Source organism: Actinomadura verrucosospora, from assembly GCF_039540335.1.
Taxonomy (GTDB): domain Bacteria; phylum Actinomycetota; class Actinomycetes; order Streptosporangiales; family Streptosporangiaceae; genus Spirillospora; species Spirillospora verrucosospora.
This window is the reverse complement of the sequence record NZ_BAABEV010000021.1, coordinates 95184-111022: the sequence shown is the minus strand read 5'-3', so window position 1 is coordinate 111022 and position 15839 is coordinate 95184. Positions and strand designations below refer to the sequence as shown.

Here is a 15839-nt window from a genome sequence, read left to right as displayed (position 1 = left end):
CTCGGCAGATCACTGCCGCCGCACCTCCGTCGCGTCGCCGTTGAGCGCTTCCGTCCGAGGGATCGCCTCGGCACACATGCGAACACGGATCCAAGGGGCAAATCAACCCCGCCCGGTCAGACGAACTCCTCCCGGACGTCCTCGATCTCCGACCCGGGCGCCCAGGCCTGCCAGATGCCCTGGTCGACGCGGTCGAGCCCGAGGCTCTCGGCGACCGGGGCCCGCCCGCCCGCGTACTCGACCCGCAGCCACGTCTCGTGCTCCCCGACGATGACGAAGCGCTCGCCGCGCCAGCGGCACGTCGTCCGGACATAGCGGAGCTCCTCGACCTCGGACGCGGGGACGATGCGGCGGAAGCGCCCCGGGCGCAGCTCCTCGAACCCGTCCGTCAGCCCGGGCGCGTACAGCCTGATCTCGCCGTCGGCGCCCGGCGCGGCCTCGAAGTCGCGGCCGAGCCACCGCGCGACGTACCCGTCCCGGATCACTGCGCGGCCTCCGTCCGTCCGTCCCACGCCTCGGCGCCGGCGTCCGGCCGCAGCCAGGCGAGCCGGTCCGGGTCGTACATCGCGATGAACCGCTCCGACCGGTCCCTGCCGATGTAGTACATCTCCGCTCCGTACGGCAGCCGGACGCTGGTCACCTTGTACTCGCGGATCGACCCGGCGCTTCCCGGCGCGAAGCCGCTCCCCGTGAACGGCGGCCGCTCGATGACCCAGCCGGACTCGCCCCAGGACGCCATCTCCTCCTCGTCGCGCCCGCCGAACGGGACGCGGTACAGGTCGGGGCAGTACGCCGGCCACCGGATGACGTACACGCCCTCGTCGTCGAGGGAGAACGAGGAGTCGGGGAACAGCAGCCCCAGCGCCTCGTAGAGCTGGGAGGGCGTCTGCAACTCGGCCACGTCGTTCGTGGAGTGGACGAAGCCGCCGACCCGGTCGTACCCCTGCTCCAGGTACCAGGAGACGTGACTGTGCGGGACGACCTTCTGCATGATGGCCGGCGACGAGACGCGGTCCTCGGGGTCGGTGGGCGCCTGCGGCACCGGCTCCCGCCGCGGCGGCGGCAGCGGAACCTCCGGCCGCGCCTGCACGAGCCCGACCCGCACCGCCCACTCGCTGAGCGACCGCACCTGGTCGCCGTGCAGCGACGCCCCGATGTGGGTCCCCGGGTTGAGCACCATGGCCCAGTCCTCCCGGGGCCACGCGCCGATCAGCTCCCGGAAGTCGGCGTAGACGAACCGGGACTGCGGCAGAACCTCCCGCAACCGGACCATCGACGTGAACACCTGGACGGACACCGCGTCCCGCAGCGCCGCGTCCCACCGGAACTCCCGCTGGACGGGCGTCACCTCAAGCGGCGCGTCATCGGGGATCGGCACGAGCACGTTCGCGTTCAGCAGCACCCGCAGGAACGCGTCGGAGTCGCCGCCGGAAGCCGCCTCGTAGAGCTCCTGGTCGATCCGGTTCCCCGGCTCGAACGCGGGCTCCGGTTCCTCGACGGCGTGCAGCGACCGTCCCGCCCCCGGCTCTCCGGCGGGCGCGCCGTCCTCGCCCCCGCCTGCCTCCGCCTGGCCAGGGTGTGCAGCGTCCTGAGGGACCGCCGCGAGGCCGCCCGGCGCCGCTTCTCCCGGGGCGCCAGATGGGGCGCCGGGAGGTTCGCTGCTCTGGACGCCCGCGTCCTGACCGGTGCGCGCCACCTCGTGAGGTGCGACGGGCCCCGCGACACGGCGGTCGGCGCCTTCCGGCAGGCCGCCGCCTCGTCCGGCCCCGGGGGCGGGCGCGGCACCGAGCGATCCGGTGGCACCCGTGCCGGACGGCACACCGGGCGCGTCCGGCCCCGTGTTGGGCGGCTCGCTGCCCTGAGACCCGTCACCGGGAAGGCCAGGCGCGGCACCGTAAGGCCCGGTGCCCTGAGGAACGCCGGTGCCAGGCGGGGCGGCGGGCGCGTCCGGCCCTGGTCCCGCCGTCGTGGAGCCTTGTGCCGTCGCGCCTGGGTGGGGACTTACGTCCTCCGGCGCGCCCGATCCGGTGTTAGGCAGCTCGCTGCTTAGAGCTCCGACCCCGGGAAGCCCAGGCTCTGCGACTCCGCCGAACGGGGTGGTCGCCCCAGGTGCGGGGGCGGCGGGCGCATCCGATCCCGGGACCGCAGTCGTGCTCTCTGGCGCGCCCGATCCGCTGGTCGGCGGCTCGCTGCCTTGTGCTGCAACTCCGCCGGACGGAGTGGTCGTGCCAGGGGCAGGCGCGTCGATGTGGGGACGACCGGCGGGCGTGGCGGGAATCTGAGAGGCGGTTTCCGGAAGGCTCGGCTCAGGGCCGCCGCCGGACGGGCCGGACGTGTCGGAAGGGGCCGTGCTCGGTGCGGCCGTGTAGGGACGGCCCGCGTCGTCTGGCAGGCCGGGCTTGGCGTCGAGAGGCCCGCTGTTCTCAGGCGCAGGCCCGGGAACGCCCGGCTCTGCGGCGTCGCCGGATGGCGTGGCCGTGCCAAGAGCGGTGGTGACGGGCAGGTCAGCGTGCGTGCGGCCCGGTTCTTCTGGCGCGCTCGGCCCGGTGGCCGGTGTCTCGGGGTGCTGAGGCGCGGGCCCGGGAAGACCAGGCTCTGCGGCGCCGCCAGGCGGGGTGGGGGTGCCGGCGTCACCTGGCGCGGCACTGAGGGGACCGGTGTTCTGGGACGCGGGTGGCGGGAGGCCGGGCTCCGCGAAGCCGCCGGTGGGGCTGGTCGTTCCGCGCGCGTCTCCGAGAGGGGCGCCCGCGTCTTCCGGCACGGCCGGTCCGGGGCCCGGGGGGTCCGGCTCCGCGACCTCGCCGGACGGGCTGGGCGCGGCCGCTGGCTCAAGGCCGGGCATGTGGCCCGGGTCGACGGCGGTGCTGGACGGGTCCGCGAGGCGGCGGGCCGCTTCTCCCGGAACGCCGGGCAGGGGAGCGCGGGGTTCGTCGGCCGGGCGGGGAGCGGGCGCCTCGCCGAAGTGCGCGGGGGCCGGGGGCACGGCTTCGGGAAGGCCGGGCTGCGCGGGGCCGCCGGGCGCTCCGGCGTGGTGGCGGCCCGGTTCCACGGGCGCGGGGACGGCGGGCTCGTCCGGCACGGGCGGGCCCGCGTGGCGGCCCGGGCCGGACGCGCGCAGGTCGGCCGGGGCGGCGGGGGCGACCGGCACCGAGGGCGCGGCCGGGGGCGGCGGGGTCGCGGCGGACGGGGGAGCGGGCGGGCCGCTGAGGGTGCGGACCTGCTCGCCCGGCATGGACGCGTCGATGGGCGTGCCCGGGTTGAGGACGAGCGTCCACGAGGCGTCCGGCCAGGCGGTGACCATCTCCAGCAGGCTCGGCATGATGAAGCGCGACGTGCCGATCGCCTCGTTCATCCACCTCAGCGACGTGAAGATCTGGATCGACGTCCGGCCGTGGACGCGGACGGGGCGCCACGGGAAGTCGGGGTCACCGGGGACGATGCCCCACGGGGTCTCGGCGTCCACGGGGACGAGCACCTGGGCGCCGAGAATGATCTTGAAGAAGGTCTCGGTGTCGCGGCGGCGGGCCGCGTCGAAGAGGCGCTGCTCGATGTCGTTCTGGGGCTCGAAGCGGTCCGTCATCCGCTGGGCGGCGCGCTGGTCGGCCCAGGTGGCGAGGCCGGGGAGCTGCTGCGCGAGGACGGTGCCGCCCGCGGGCGAGCCGGAGTTGATGGCGAGGAGCCAGTCGGGGTCCGGCCAGTAGCGCAGCACGACGGTGAACGGCAGCGCGATGTGCTCGGTGCCGGGCCCGGACGCCTCGGCCAGCCGCTCCGGCGAGGTGAAGACCGGGACGACGGTGGAGCCGTCGACCTCACGGGTCTGCCACGGGAAGCCGGGACGGCCCGGACGGAGCGAGAAGTCCATGTCGTCCGGGACGGGCAGCAGCACGTCGGTGGCCGCCAGCGTCTGCAGGAACAGGTCGTGGTCGTTGTTCGCGGCGGCCCGCAGCAGCTCGCGCTCGACGTCGTTGGCCGGCTGGAACTCCGGGCGCGGCGCCTCGCGGGGCAGCTCGCGGTGCTGGTCGCGCAGCTCCTCCCACGGCGGGGACGCGCGGCCGACCTGCGGGGGGCGGCCGTCGCCGTCGGCGACCTGCCGGACGAACCAGGACGGCAGCCGCGCCTCGATCGGCAGCGCGGCGGGGACGCCGCGCGCGGGAACGTCGACGGCGAGCCACCAGCGGTCGTCCGGCCAGGTCTCGGCGATGTCGCCGAACCGCACCGTCATGAAGTGCTGGTAGGACGGCCCGAGGCACGCCCGCATCGCCGCCGCCGACGTGTAGGCCAGGACGTGGATCCGGCCGTCCTCCTCCTGGGTGGGCCACGACGGCTGCGCCTCCCCCGCGAGGACGCCGTCCACCAGGTCGGGCGGGACGGGAACGACGAGGTCGGCGTCCCCGAGGAGGCGGAAGTAGCTCTCCTGGTCGCCGGCCCGTACGGTCTCCTGCAGTCGGTGCTCCAGTTCCGACGTGGGTCGCCACGCGTCGGCCACGGTCGCCACCCCCTGTTTCTAGCGTGCTCGTCCCCGCGCGACTGCCTACGCTACATGGGCGAACAGGACCAAAGAGCATAATCATCTGACTGCGCGCGGGAGTTCGCAGGTCAGAGGCTGTCAGCGCGCAGTCAACGCGGCGAGGGCGGCGAGGAGCCGGTCGATGTGCTCCTCCTCCGTCCCGATGCCGATGCTCGCGCGGACGGCGCTCCGGTCCTCGCCCAGCAGGTGCCGGACGAAGGGGTGGGCGCAGAACTTCCCGTCGCGGACGCCGATGCCATGCTCGTCGGACAGCGTAAGCGCCACGTCCCGCGCGTTCCAGCCGTCCACGGTGAACGACACGATCCCGACGCGCGGCGCCCGCTCGCCCCACAGCGTCAGCTCCCTGACGTGGGGGAGCGCCGCGAGTCCCGACCGCAGCCGTTCCACCAGCGCCTCCTCCCGGACGGCCAGGTCGTCCCAGGCCGGGGTCAGCGTCTCGCACGCGGCGGCCAGCGCGAGGGCGCCGAGGACGTTCGGGGAGCCCGCCTCGTGCCGCTGCTCGGCGGAGGGCGCCCACCGGGTCGTCTCCCCGACCGAGGCGCTGGCGCCGCCGCCCCTGAGGTAGGGCTCGGCGGCGCGCAGCCAGTCGGCGCGTCCGGCGAGCACGCCCGCACCGAACGGCGCGTACAGCTTGTGCCCCGAGAACGCGACGTAGTCGAGGCCGAGCGCGGTCATGTCCAGGGGGCGGTGCGGGACGAGCTGCGCCGCGTCGACCGCGATGCGGGCGCCGTTGCGGTGCGCGACGTGCGCGAGCTCCTCGATCGGCCACAGCTCGCCGGTGACGTTGGACGCGGCGGTGACGACGAGCAGCCGCGACCCGATCGGGCACGCGCGCAGCGCGCGGTCGGCGGCCGACAGCGCCTCGGCCGGGGTGGCGGGCGCCGGGAGGCGCACGGCGCGCTTCCACGGCAGCAGGGACGCGTGGTGCTCGCTCTCGAAGACGACGACGCTCGTCCCGGCCGGGACGGCGTGCGCGAGCAGGTTCATCGAGTCGGTGGTGTTGCGCGTGAAGACCACGGCCGCGCGCCGCCACGCGCCGAGGAACGACCGCACGGTCTCCCGCGCGTCCTCGTAGGCGGACGTCGTGACCTGCGACGCGTACCCCGCGCCTCGGTGCACGCTGCTGTAGTACGGCAGCGCGCGGGCGACGGCCTCGTGCACCGCCTCCAGACAGGGCGCGCTGGCCGCGTAGTCGAAGTTGGCGTAGGGGACGCGGCGGCCGTCCCGCACCGGGACCGGGACGTCCGCTCCGATGACGCGGGGAATCGGGCGAACCCGGACCCCCTCCGGGCGCGTCACAGCAGGCGTGATGGGGGAGCGGGCGAGCAGCGTGGGCATGCCTGGACCTTCCGGGGTCAGGGACCCCGGGATGCCGGCCGGGATCCGCGCTTGCCGGAACGCGGTGCGCGTCCGGCCAGGTCCTCACCCGGGGCACCCCATCGCGGACGAAGGGTTGCCGGCCAGCAAGCCGGGGCTTCGCGCTGGCGCTCATGACCTCATGCGGAAGTATATGCGGAGCCGAACGGGGATCAAGGGGAGGGTGCGATGCGGTACCGGGTGGTTCGGACGCTGGCCGGCGGCGCGCTGGTGCTCGGCGCCCTCAGCGGGTGCGGGGCGCTGGGCGGCGGCAACTCCGCCCAGGTGTGCACCGACACGAAGAAGGCGTTCCAGCAGTACGTCACCCAGGTGCGGAGCGTTCCGGCGGCCGAGCCCGCGCAGTGGCGGCAGGCCACCGAGCAGCTCGCCGGACGCGTCGACGGGCTCGCGAAGCAGGCCGACGACGCCGACCTGGGCAAGGCGCTGAAGGCGGAGGCGGGCAGGCTCCGCGAGGCCGCGCCTGGGGTCGGCGACGGCGACGTCTCCCGGCTCGACAGCGTGATCAGGGAGACGCCGGCCGTCATCGGCAAGGCCTGCGACTGAGGGGCCGCGGGGGCGGCTACCCGCCGGTCCCGCCCAGCGGTCCGCCGCCGGTTCCGCCGTTGGGGTCGCCGCCCGGTCCGCCGCCCGGATCGCCGCCCGGTCCGCCACCGGGGTCGCCCCCGCCGGGATCCTGCGGCGGGATGATGGTCGGCAGGTCGGTGGGGGGCGTCGGAAGGTCGGGCTGCTCCGTGGACGGCGGCGGCCGGACCGGGCCGCGCGTGTCCGGCGGCTGCGGGCCGCTCGGGGGAGTGTCCTGCGTCGGGCCGCCCCAGCCGCTGCCGGGGGTCATCGACGGCTCCCCGAACGAGTCGGGCTCGTAGCCCTTGATGTTCACCGCGTCCGCCATGTACGAGCGCCAGATCTGGGCCGGGAGCTGCCCGCCGTACGCGCCGTACCCGGGGATGTTCAGCGGCTTGCCGTCGCTGCGGAACATCGCGACCGTCGTCGCCATCTGCGGGATGAACCCGTTGAACCAGATCGCGCGGCCCTCGTCGGTGGTGCCCGTCTTCCCGGCGACGTCGCGGCCGTCGGGCAGCTGCGCGCCGGTGCCGGTGCCGCCCTGCACGACCTTCTGGAGGGCGTAGGTGGCGTCGCGGGCGACCTGCTGGCTGAACGCCCGCTCGCCCTTCTCGGTGAACGTGCGCTTGTGGTTCTCGTTGTCGGTGACCGACTTCACCACGAACGGCGTCCGGTGCACGCCCTCGGAGGCGAACGTCGAGTACACGCTGGCCTGCTCGACGGGGTGCAGCGACACGATGCCGAGCGGGAACGTGGCGGCGTCCCGCTGCTCGGGATTCATCCGCGCCGCCGGGATGCCCATCTTCTCGGCCATCGCGGCGATCTTCTTGTTGCCGATGTCCTGGCCGAGGTTGACGTAGGCCGTGTTGATCGAGTGCTCGGTGGCGGTGACGAGGTTGACCGTCCCGAAGTTCTCGTTGCTGTCGTTGTGGATGGACGCGCCGTGGAAGTACTGCGGGGAGCTGCCGTCGTAGCTGGTGGACAGCGTCTTCCCGTCGTCCAGCGCGGCCGCCAGCGCGATCGGCTTGAACCCCGACCCGGCCTGCGCCCAGTCGCCGAAGGCGCTGCTCAGCGCCTCCTCCAGGTAGCCGCGGCCGCCGTAGAAGGCGACCACCTGCCCGGTCTTCGGGTCGACCGACACCACGCCGGTTCGGATCTTCTTGCTCATCCCGTTCGGGGCGTTGTTCGCGACGGCCTGCTTCATCGCGTCCATCAGCCGCTTGTCGAACGTCGTGGTGATCTTCAGCCCGCTGCGGTTGATCTCGTCCTCGCTGTAGCCGCGGCGCTCGGTGAGCTCCTTCTTGGCCACGTTCACCATGTAGCCGCGCTGGCCCTTGAGGACGTCGGTGATCTTCTCCTTGCCGGGGGCCGGGAAGGTCAGCGAGGCCGCCTCGGACTGGGTGAGCGCCCCGTCCCGGACCATGTTGCCGAGGATCGCGCGCCAGCGCTGCTCGGAGTAGGCGCGGCGGGGGCCGGTCGGGTCGGCGAAGTTGCTCGGCTGCTGGATCGCGGCGGCGAGGTAGGCGCCCTCCGCCGGCGTCAGCTTCGAGACGTCCTTGTCGTAGTAGGCGTGCGCGGCGGCCTGCACGCCGTAGGCGTCGCGGCCGAAGTAGATGGTGTTGAGGTACTGCTCGAGGATCCAGTCCTTGTCCTTCTCCCGGCCCACCTTCAGGGAGACCATGATCTCCTTGAGCTTGCGGGTGACCGAGCGGTCCTTGCCGATGCCGCCGTAGTAGTTGCGGACCATCTGCTGCGTGATCGTCGAGCCGCCCTGCAGCTGCTTGCCGGTGGCGGTGGACCACAGCGCCCGCGCCGTGCCCTGGACCGACACCCCGGGGTCGTCGTAGAAGCTGCGGTTCTCCGCGGCGATCACCGCGGCCCGGGTGCTCTCGGGGATCCTGTCGAGCTTGACCGCGTCCCGGTTCATCCCGGTCTTGGCGATCTGCGTCTTGCCGTCGGAGTAGTAGAACGTCGGCCCCTGCGCGATCGCCTGCTCCTGCGCCGACGGCACCGGCGTGAACAGGTAGGCGACGCCGAACGCGGCGATGCAGAACCCGATGAAGCCGAGGATGAGGAACAGCGCACGGCGCAGGAACCGCGACCTGCGGCTGCGCGGCTTGCCGGGCCCCTTGCCCCCGCCGCCCTTGCCGCGCCCGGGTCCGGACCCGGGCGGCGGGCCCCCGGCCTGGGAGCCGCGCGGGGTCGAGTCGCGCTTCGAGGCGGCGGCCATGCTCTTGGTATCTCCGGTGACGGCCCCATCGACACCATCAACCGCGGTGGCATCACCAGACGCGGCGACATCACCGGTCACAACCGCCTCATCGGACGCGGCCGCCCCACCCGCCGCGCCACCGTCACCAGACGCGGCCACCTCGCCAGGCGCCCCCTCGGCGGATGCGGTCACCTCGCCGGGCGTGGTCGCCTCGCCCGTAGCGGTGGCCTCGCCGGGCGCGGCCTCGGCGGACGCGGTGGCCTCGCGGGACGCGGTGGCCGCAGCGGGCGTGGCCTCGACGGGTGCGTCGGGCTGGCCGGACTCGGCGGGTCCGTCGGATGCGGTCACCTCGCCCGGGGCGGTCGCTTCGCCGGTCGCGGAGTCGTTGTCGGGCGCGGTGGGCTCGTGGGACGCGGGCGTCTCGCCGGGCGTCGCGATCACGTCGGGCGCGGTGGCCTGGTCGGACGCGGCGGCGTCGTTCTCGGGGGCGGCCTCCGCGGGGGCGGTCGGCGCCTCGGTGGCGGGTTCGTCGGCGCCGGGGCCGGAATCGGCGGAGGCCGTGGCGTTATCGGCGGGGGGCGAATCGGGTCCCCCGCTCGCGCCGGCGGCCTCTTCGGGCTCCTTATCGCCGTTTCGAGATATGTCGCCCTCGTCGACGAATTCGGCGTCACCGGCGGTTTCTCCGGTGGCGGCTTCGGTGTCCGCGGTCAGCGTGGCGGTCGCGGGACCGTCCGTGCCGGCCGGTGCCCCGGCCTCGCTTTCGCGCCGGTCCGCCTGGCCCGTCCCGGAGCGTTCCTGGCGCTCCGGGATCTTCTCGCTGTCGCTCACAAGCCCCCCGTGTTTATTGCGTTACAGACGATACCTGAGGGAATCCGTGCGTCGGCCGCCAATGCGCATCCGCGCTCTCCCAAAGGAGGACGGGCAATCCGCCTCGCCGGTTGTCGTGACGGATGTCGCAGCGTGCGGCCTTTCGGGAAAAGCCGAGCGGCGGGGACCCGACCGGGTGCCCCGCCGCTCTCGCGCACGGCCGCGCCTGGGTCAGGTCACTTGTAGACCTTCGCGAGGATGTCCACCACGAAGACCAGGGTGTCGTCTCCCTTGATCTTCGGCGGGCTGCCCTTCTTGCCGTAGCCCTCGTCCGGAGGCAGGACGAGCAGCACGCGGCTGCCGACCTTCGCGCCGGTGAGCCCCTTGTCGAAGCCGGGGATGGTCTGCCCCATGCCGATCGGGAACGTCGCGGGCTGCTTGTTGTCCCAGCTGGAGTCGAACTTGTCGCCGGACTTCCAGATCTTGCCGGTGTAGTTGACGACCGCCTCGTCGCCCTTGGCCAGCGCGGGCCCGTTGCCCGCGACGAGGGTCTTGGCCTGGAGCTTCTTGGGCGCGTCCGCGTCCGGGACCGTCACCTTGGGCTCCTTGCCGGCGCCCTTGTCCTCGACCTTGGGCAGCGACTTGTCGTCCAGCTTCTGCGCGGTGCCCTGCGGCTGCTGGCTCTTCGGGACGACCGCCTGGACGTCCATGATGAAGAGGATCGCGTCCTTGTCGGTGATCTGCTGCGGGCTCAGCTGGGTGAGCTCCTTGGACGGCGGGAGCTGCATGACGAGCCGGCTTCCGGCGGACTTGCCGACGAGGCTCTTGTCGATGTCCTTGAGCCCGCTCTTGCCGATGACGAGGTGCATCGGGCCGCCGCCGCCCTGCTGCTGGCCCTCCTCGTAGGACGAGCGGACCTTCTCGCTGGTGCTCTTCACCCGCGAGTTCTCCTCGTCCTTGGCCCTCGACCACTTGTAGGTCGCGAACTGGACGTAGGCGGTGTCGCCCTCGGCGGCGACGGGGCCGCCGCCCTTGATCGGCGTGCTGACCTTGAGCGTCTTGGTCGGCTCCAGCTTCGTGGGGATCTCGACCTTGGGCTCGGCGGCGAACTTGCCGGTCACCTCGACCTTCGGGCCGGGGCGGCTGACCCACCAGTACACCCCGCCGGAGACCGCGAGCGCGACGACCACGATCCCGGCGATCATCATCAGCCGGCGCTTCTTCGCCTCCTTGGCGGTCAGCGCGGACGGCCGGTTCAGCCCGCTGCCGCGGCCCGCGCTGATGCCGTGCGGGGTGAACTCGGGGCTGCGGATGCTCTGGGCGTTCGGGATCTTCGCCTTCGCCTTGACCGCCGGCTTGCCCCGGGGCTTGTCATCCTCGGACATGTTTCCTCACTTGCTCCGGGTTCGACGACACCACAACCGTGACCACCCTTCCAGGGCCGGGCTAAGCACAGCGTGAAAACCGGGTAAAGGAGGCCGACCCGCAATCTACCGGTCACGCATGGAGCGGTGTCGTCTGGCAGGGGACAGGGGAAGGCGTCAGGATATCCCCGCCGGAGGGGTGACACACGCCTCCACACCGCCGGTAACAGCGGACGGACGTTCAAATCCATCCGCGGCGCTGAGCGGTGATCGCGGCTTGGAAACGGCTCGTGGCGCCGAGGAGGGTGAGCAGTTCGCTGACCCGCCGGGCGTAGGTGCGCGCCGACAGCCCCAGGCGCGCGGCGGCGGCGTGGTCGGGCAGGCCGTCCCGCAGGGTGACCAGGACCGGGACCAGGTGGGCCGGCGGCTGGTCCGGGTCGCGGTCGGTGACGAGTTCGTCACCGGACATCCAGGAGCTGTGGTGCATCCGGGTCAACGCCCTGACCACCGCGGGGTCGCGGATGATGAGCATGCCGTTGTAGAAGACGTCCAGATCGAGCGGGATGACGGCCGTCGTGCGGTCGAACACGGCCAGGCGGAAGGGGACCTGTTCGACGAGGCGTGCCTCGCCGCCGTTGCGCCACTGGATGGTCTCCAGAGCGGTGTCGTGGGCCAGCCCCTGCGGAGAGGTGATCTGGCGGAGGCGGGGGACCTGGGAGGCCGCGCGACGGACGCACTGGGCCGCGTGCAGGAGCATGCGCTCGGGCACGCCCTGCCTGACGCAGCCCGACGGATCGTCGAAGGTCAGCAACTCCCGCTCGGTGGCGTCCGCGAGGCGCGCGACCACGGCCCCCACCTTGGGCGGATCCACGCGCTGGGTCGGAGGCCGCAGACCTCGGGCCGCATGGAAACCGGCCTCCTCCAGGGCCTGCCCCACGGCCTCGCGCGCTTCGGTGCGCCGCGGGGGCCGTTTCCCTCCGTCGCCTGACCGTGTCACCTGGCGGCTCCCCACTCCGGCATCGCGCCGAGGGCGGCTTCCCGCCCCCTGCCGTTGACGGTTCAATCGCTGGCATGTTCACGCCATGAGGTTGTCCATTAACTCTAAGTAGCCGCAATGTGGAGGGGCAAGAGAGTTTCCATCGGCACTCCAGGCGAGGCGAACCATGTTGAAGACCGTCAGCGCTCTGGCCGTCGTGATCACCGCGATTCCGGCGGCGCCCGCCATGGCCTCCCCGGCGCCCGCCGCCCGGCACGCCGCCCCGGCACGCGTCGCCGATCGCACCGGTGACTTCACCGTTCCCGGTGTCAGGATCCGCGCGACCCCCCGGCTCGACGGCCGCGTCCGCGGGATCGGCAACCCCGGCGACGGCTACACCTGGAACGGAGGTCAGAGCTTCGCCGACCCGGTGACCTGCCCGAACGGCGACGTCAAGGACCACTGGACCTATGTGATCAACAACAGGACGAGGGTCGAGGGCTACGTCTCGGACTGCTTCATCCAGGAGCGGCCGTGACGCCGCCGCGCCGTCCCGTCGTGCCGCCCCGCGCCCCCGCCGCCCACCACGAGCAGGAAGGAGCGCCCGTGCGCCCGTCCAAGAAGATCGTTCTTGCTTTTCCCGCAGTCGTCGCCGTGGCGAGCGCGGCTCTGACAGGACCCGTCCCGTCGGCCGAGGCGTCGGCCGGACGGGAGCACCGGCCGGCCCCGTCCGCCCTCGGGGGATGGGCCGGCACCGGATCGAGGGCCGCTCCCTGGTGGGCGCTGCGCACCGTCCGGCAGGAGGACGCCGTCGGCACGCTCTGGTACCACCCCGGCCAAAGATCATGGCACGCCGACATCCGCGACGCCCCGGTCGGCTCCGAGGTGTCGGGTCAGGAGGAGCACGGCTCCCGGGGGGAGCGCGCGACCGTGCCCATGGGGGCGTCGTCGGTCAACACCCCGGACTGGTTCGGGGGCGGCTCGTTCCGGGTCTGCGTCCAACTGCCGGCCCGGCCCCGGGTGTGCTCGACCTACGCCAACCCCGAGGGCCGCCTGAGGACCGCGGCCTCGCGCAGGATCGCGGCCTCGCACCACCGCGCGTATCCCGACTTCCGGGTTCCCGGCGTGGTCATCTGGGACAACCCCCTGAACACCGCCCGCCGTGTCGGGCTCGGCTATCCGGGGCAGAAGTTCGACGCGATCCGCGGCAGCGGCCCCTGGGACTACTACTCCTGCGACAACGGGGTGACCAGCAACTTCTGGATCTACGGGCGGAACATGGCCACCGGCGTCGTCGGCTGGGTTCCCGACTGCAACCTGACCCCGTCCTAGGTCTTCCGGATGGCAGGCTTGGGGGATGCGCCTCGCGACGTGGAACGTCAATTCCGTCAAGGCACGCCTCCCGCGCCTTCTCACCTGGCTGGACGAGACGAAGCCGGACGTGGTCTGCCTCCAGGAGACCAAGTGCCGGGCGGACCTCTTTCCGGCCGCGGAGGTCGAGGAACTCGGGTACGCCACAGCCGCGCACGGCGACGGGCGGTGGAACGGTGTGGCCGTCCTCTCGCGGGTCGGCATCGAGGACGTCTCGAACGGCTTTCCGGGCGAGCCCGCCTACGCGGGTGAGGCGGGGGCCGAAGGCGAGGACGAGCAGATGGCGTTGAACGAGCCCGTCCTGCTGGCGCCCGAGGCCCGCGCGATCGGCGCCACATGCGGCGGCGTGCGGGTCTGGTCGCTGTACGCGCCGAACGGCCGCACCCCCGAGTCGGCCCACTACGCCTACAAGCTCGCGTGGTTCGCGGCCCTCCGCGACGCGCTCGCGGAGGAACTGGCCGCGGGGACGCCGCTGGTCGCCTGCGGTGACTACAACGTCGCCCCCACCGACGAGGACGTGTGGGACCCGGCCGTCTTCGTCGGCTCCACGCACGTCACGCCTCCCGAGCGGCAGGCGCTCGCCGACCTGCGGGCCCTCGGTCTGCGCGACGTCGTCCCGACGATCGAGAAGGGGCCCCACCCGTACACGTACTGGGATTACCGGGCGGGCGCGTTCCACAAGGACATGGGCATGCGCATCGACCTGTTCTACGCGAGCGAGGACGTCGCCGGACGGGTCGCCTCCGCCTACGTGGACCGCGAGGCCCGCAAGGGCAAGGGCCCGTCCGACCACGCCCCGGTCGTCGTCGACCTCGACTGACCCGCCCCCCGCCTCGCGCCTTGCGGATCGTGCCGAAGGCGGCACGGTCCAGGGCAAGGTCCTGCTGATCATTTCCAGCAGGGCGCAATCGAGATGGAGGAAACTGATCATGGCGATCGACAACGCCCCGCACAGCGGGGGGTACAGCAACGCCCCGCACAGCGGCGGGTACAGCAACGTCCCGCACAGCAGCGGCCACAGCAACGTCCCGCACGGCAGCGCGGCCGGGTCGGCCGGAGCCGACGAGGCGCCCGCGCAGGCCGACTCCGACACCCCGGACCCGTGGGCGCCGGTGGTCGAGGCGTTCAAGAACCTGGGCAACTGAGCCCCAGGGCTGACGCATGACGGTTCTGCCGTCCTGCGACAGGTGAGCTAGTGTTCCGGCGGGCGAGTGGCTGCTTCACGCGCCCGCTCGCCGGAACATCTTCCCTCTGGCCCGAGTGAAAGGCGCTAGTCGCCGCGGCGGGCGAGGAAGCGGCGCTTGCCGCCGTCGTCGTACTGGTCGAGGACGGTGTAGCCGTCGGGCAGCAGCGAGGCGGGTTCACCGGGTCTGAGGCACCATTCGGCGGGCAGCCGCGGCCGGTCGCGGCGGGCGGCCTCGGTGAAGGCCTCCCAGGCCAGCAGGCCGCCGGGCAGGACGGCCCCGGCGGCGCGCTCGAACACGGCGCGGTCCCAGAACCCCGTGCACAGGACGAGGGCGTACCTGTCAGGGCCGGGCCGCCAGGCGCCCAGGTCGGCCTGGACGAGCGTGACCAGCGGGCCGAGCCCGCGCCGCCGGGCCTCCGCGCCGAGCCGCGCGAGGGCGATCTCGGAGATGTCGACGGCCGTGACGCGGCGTCCCGTCCAGGCGGCCAGCAGGGCGCTGCCGGACGGCCCGGACGCCAGGTCGAGCACCTCGCCGTCGGGCATGCCGAGCGACAGCGCGCGCTCGGCGAGCGGGTGGGCCCGCGACGGTCCGGACGACTCCGCGTACTTCTCGTTCCACCGGAGCCTGTCCGGATGCCCCGTTAATTCCGCCGGCACGTCCTCCATGGGGACGACTCTAACGGCGCTCCGCGATCAGGAGCATGAACATGGCCGTGGGGAAGCCCTTGCGCCACCACGGGTCGTCCCGCAGCTGCTCCTCCGTGGGATGCGGTTCGCGCAGGTCCGCGATGACGAATCCGGCGTCTCGGAGCGTTCCAGCGTAGTACTCCAGCGGCCGGAGCCAGCTTGTGATCATCGAAGGGGATTCCAGGCCGTCCACCATGAACCGCTGGTCGATGCCGCGCGGGGTGAAGTACTGCGCCGCCGGGACGCTGCTCGCCGCGCCCTGCTCGGCGTTCTCCACGTAGAAGCAGGGGTGCAGCGTCAGCAGGATCAGCCGCCCGCCGCTGCGCAGGACGCGCGAGAACTCGCCGATGGCGCGGGTCGGGTCCTGCAGGTGGCTGAACAGGTGGTTGCACAGGACGAGGTCGAACCGGTCGTCCTCCAGCGGCAGGTCCTCGACGCTGGCGCGGGTGAACGTGGCCTTGCCCCCCTGCGCCGGGTGCGAGGAGGCCGCGTCGATCAGGCCCTGAGCCGCGTCGACGCCCGTGACCTCGGCGCCCATGGAGGCGAGCCTGCGCGCCAGGTAGCCCTCGCCGCATCCGGCGTCCAGGACGCGGAGGCCGGCGCAGTCGCCGACGGCGTCCAGGACGGCGGCGTCGGTCAGCTCCGTCCGGTACCGGTCGCGGCGCTCCCGGATGATCTTGACCCAGTACTGCGCGTTCGCCTCCCATCGCGCCCGCGTCAGTTTCGCGATGGCTTGCGCCGTGTCCTCCACCGGCTCCCCATTCTCCAAA

13 protein-coding genes and 1 riboswitch are annotated in these 15839 nt (G+C 73.0%); of the genes, 5 read left to right on the top strand and 8 right to left on the bottom strand.

The window, feature by feature from the left end; all coding sequences use genetic code 11:
• Positions 1–116 precede the first annotated feature (116 nt).
• The 3 genes from ABD944_RS22835 to ABD944_RS22825 form a co-directional block, all read right to left on the bottom strand.
• Complete coding sequence (locus tag ABD944_RS22835; RefSeq protein WP_345179584.1) at positions 117–485, bottom strand: hypothetical protein; 369 nt, start codon at positions 483–485, stop codon at positions 117–119.
• Positions 482–4495 (bottom strand): SseB family protein, encoded by a 4014-nt coding sequence (locus ABD944_RS22830; protein ID WP_345179582.1) that lies wholly within the window; start codon positions 4493–4495, stop codon positions 482–484. Before ABD944_RS22830 ends, ABD944_RS22835 begins: the two co-directional genes overlap by 4 nt.
• 111 nt (positions 4496–4606) lie before the next feature.
• Complete coding sequence (locus ABD944_RS22825) at positions 4607–5866, bottom strand: aminotransferase class V-fold PLP-dependent enzyme (protein ID WP_345179580.1); 1260 nt, start codon at positions 5864–5866, stop codon at positions 4607–4609.
• A gap of 42 nt (positions 5867–5908) precedes the next feature.
• Positions 5909–6024, bottom strand: a riboswitch (SAM riboswitch).
• Between the two features lie 49 nt (positions 6025–6073).
• On the opposite strand from ABD944_RS22825, the gene ABD944_RS22820 reads away from it, so the two are divergent.
• Entirely contained in the window at positions 6074–6448 is a 375-nt protein-coding gene (locus ABD944_RS22820) for a hypothetical protein (protein WP_345179579.1), read from the top strand.
• 16 nt (positions 6449–6464) lie between these two features.
• On the opposite strand, the gene ABD944_RS22815 is transcribed toward ABD944_RS22820, so the two are convergent.
• From ABD944_RS22815 to ABD944_RS22805, 3 genes are all read right to left on the bottom strand, one after another.
• The gene (locus ABD944_RS22815) at positions 6465–9506 is read right to left on the bottom strand and encodes a transglycosylase domain-containing protein (RefSeq protein ID WP_345179578.1); all 3042 of its coding nucleotides are present in this window, start codon (positions 9504–9506) and stop codon (positions 6465–6467) included.
• A 215-nt stretch (positions 9507–9721) separates the two neighbouring features.
• Positions 9722–10870, bottom strand: a complete 1149-nt coding sequence (locus tag ABD944_RS22810; protein ID WP_345179577.1) for an FKBP-type peptidyl-prolyl cis-trans isomerase — start codon at positions 10868–10870, stop codon at positions 9722–9724.
• Between the two features lie 220 nt (positions 10871–11090).
• The gene (locus ABD944_RS22805) at positions 11091–11696 is read right to left on the bottom strand and encodes a hypothetical protein (RefSeq protein WP_345179575.1); all 606 of its coding nucleotides are present in this window, start codon (positions 11694–11696) and stop codon (positions 11091–11093) included.
• Between the two features lie 316 nt (positions 11697–12012).
• Between ABD944_RS22805 and ABD944_RS22800 the strand changes: the two genes are divergently transcribed.
• The 4 genes from ABD944_RS22800 to ABD944_RS22785 all read left to right on the top strand — a co-directional run bounded on the left by ABD944_RS22800 (position 12013) and on the right by ABD944_RS22785 (position 14341).
• Positions 12013–12363 (top strand): hypothetical protein, encoded by a 351-nt coding sequence (locus tag ABD944_RS22800; RefSeq protein WP_345179574.1) that lies wholly within the window; start codon positions 12013–12015, stop codon positions 12361–12363.
• The gene (locus ABD944_RS22795; RefSeq protein WP_345179571.1) at positions 12360–13157 is read left to right on the top strand and encodes a hypothetical protein; all 798 of its coding nucleotides are present in this window, start codon (positions 12360–12362) and stop codon (positions 13155–13157) included. Before ABD944_RS22800 ends, ABD944_RS22795 begins: the two co-directional genes overlap by 4 nt.
• A 25-nt stretch (positions 13158–13182) precedes the next feature.
• Positions 13183–14016 carry an exodeoxyribonuclease III gene (locus ABD944_RS22790; RefSeq protein ID WP_345179570.1) on the top strand — a complete coding sequence of 278 codons (834 nt, stop codon included), beginning with the start codon at positions 13183–13185 and terminating at the stop codon, positions 14014–14016.
• Between the two features lie 109 nt (positions 14017–14125).
• A complete protein-coding gene (locus ABD944_RS22785) occupies positions 14126–14341 on the top strand; it encodes a hypothetical protein (protein WP_345179568.1) in 216 nt (71 codons plus the stop codon).
• A gap of 125 nt (positions 14342–14466) precedes the next feature.
• Here the strand turns inward: ABD944_RS22785 and ABD944_RS22780 are convergent, their stop codons facing one another.
• Both ABD944_RS22780 and ABD944_RS22775 read right to left on the bottom strand, forming a co-directional pair.
• A complete protein-coding gene (locus tag ABD944_RS22780; RefSeq protein ID WP_345179566.1) occupies positions 14467–15048 on the bottom strand; it encodes a methyltransferase domain-containing protein in 582 nt (193 codons plus the stop codon).
• A gap of 10 nt (positions 15049–15058) precedes the next feature.
• Positions 15059–15820 carry a class I SAM-dependent methyltransferase gene (locus ABD944_RS22775; protein WP_345179565.1) on the bottom strand — a complete coding sequence of 254 codons (762 nt, stop codon included), beginning with the start codon at positions 15818–15820 and terminating at the stop codon, positions 15059–15061.
• Between the last annotated feature and the right edge of the window lie 19 nt (positions 15821–15839).

What these genes read in the sequence shown, in the direction of transcription:
- ABD944_RS22825 (WP_345179580.1), bottom strand. Translation starts at nt 5,866, where the DNA reads ATGCCCACGCTGCTCGCCCGCTCCCCCATCACGCCTGCTGTGACGCGC.
- ABD944_RS22820 (WP_345179579.1), top strand. Translation starts at nt 6,074, where the DNA reads ATGCGGTACCGGGTGGTTCGGACGCTGGCCGGCGGCGCGCTGGTGCTC.
- ABD944_RS22810 (WP_345179577.1), bottom strand. Translation starts at nt 10,870, where the DNA reads ATGTCCGAGGATGACAAGCCCCGGGGCAAGCCGGCGGTCAAGGCGAAG.
- ABD944_RS22800 (WP_345179574.1), top strand. Translation starts at nt 12,013, where the DNA reads ATGTTGAAGACCGTCAGCGCTCTGGCCGTCGTGATCACCGCGATTCCG.
- ABD944_RS22790 (WP_345179570.1), top strand. Translation starts at nt 13,183, where the DNA reads ATGCGCCTCGCGACGTGGAACGTCAATTCCGTCAAGGCACGCCTCCCG.
- ABD944_RS22785 (WP_345179568.1), top strand. Translation starts at nt 14,126, where the DNA reads ATGGCGATCGACAACGCCCCGCACAGCGGGGGGTACAGCAACGCCCCG.
- ABD944_RS22780 (WP_345179566.1), bottom strand. Translation starts at nt 15,048, where the DNA reads ATGGAGGACGTGCCGGCGGAATTAACGGGGCATCCGGACAGGCTCCGG.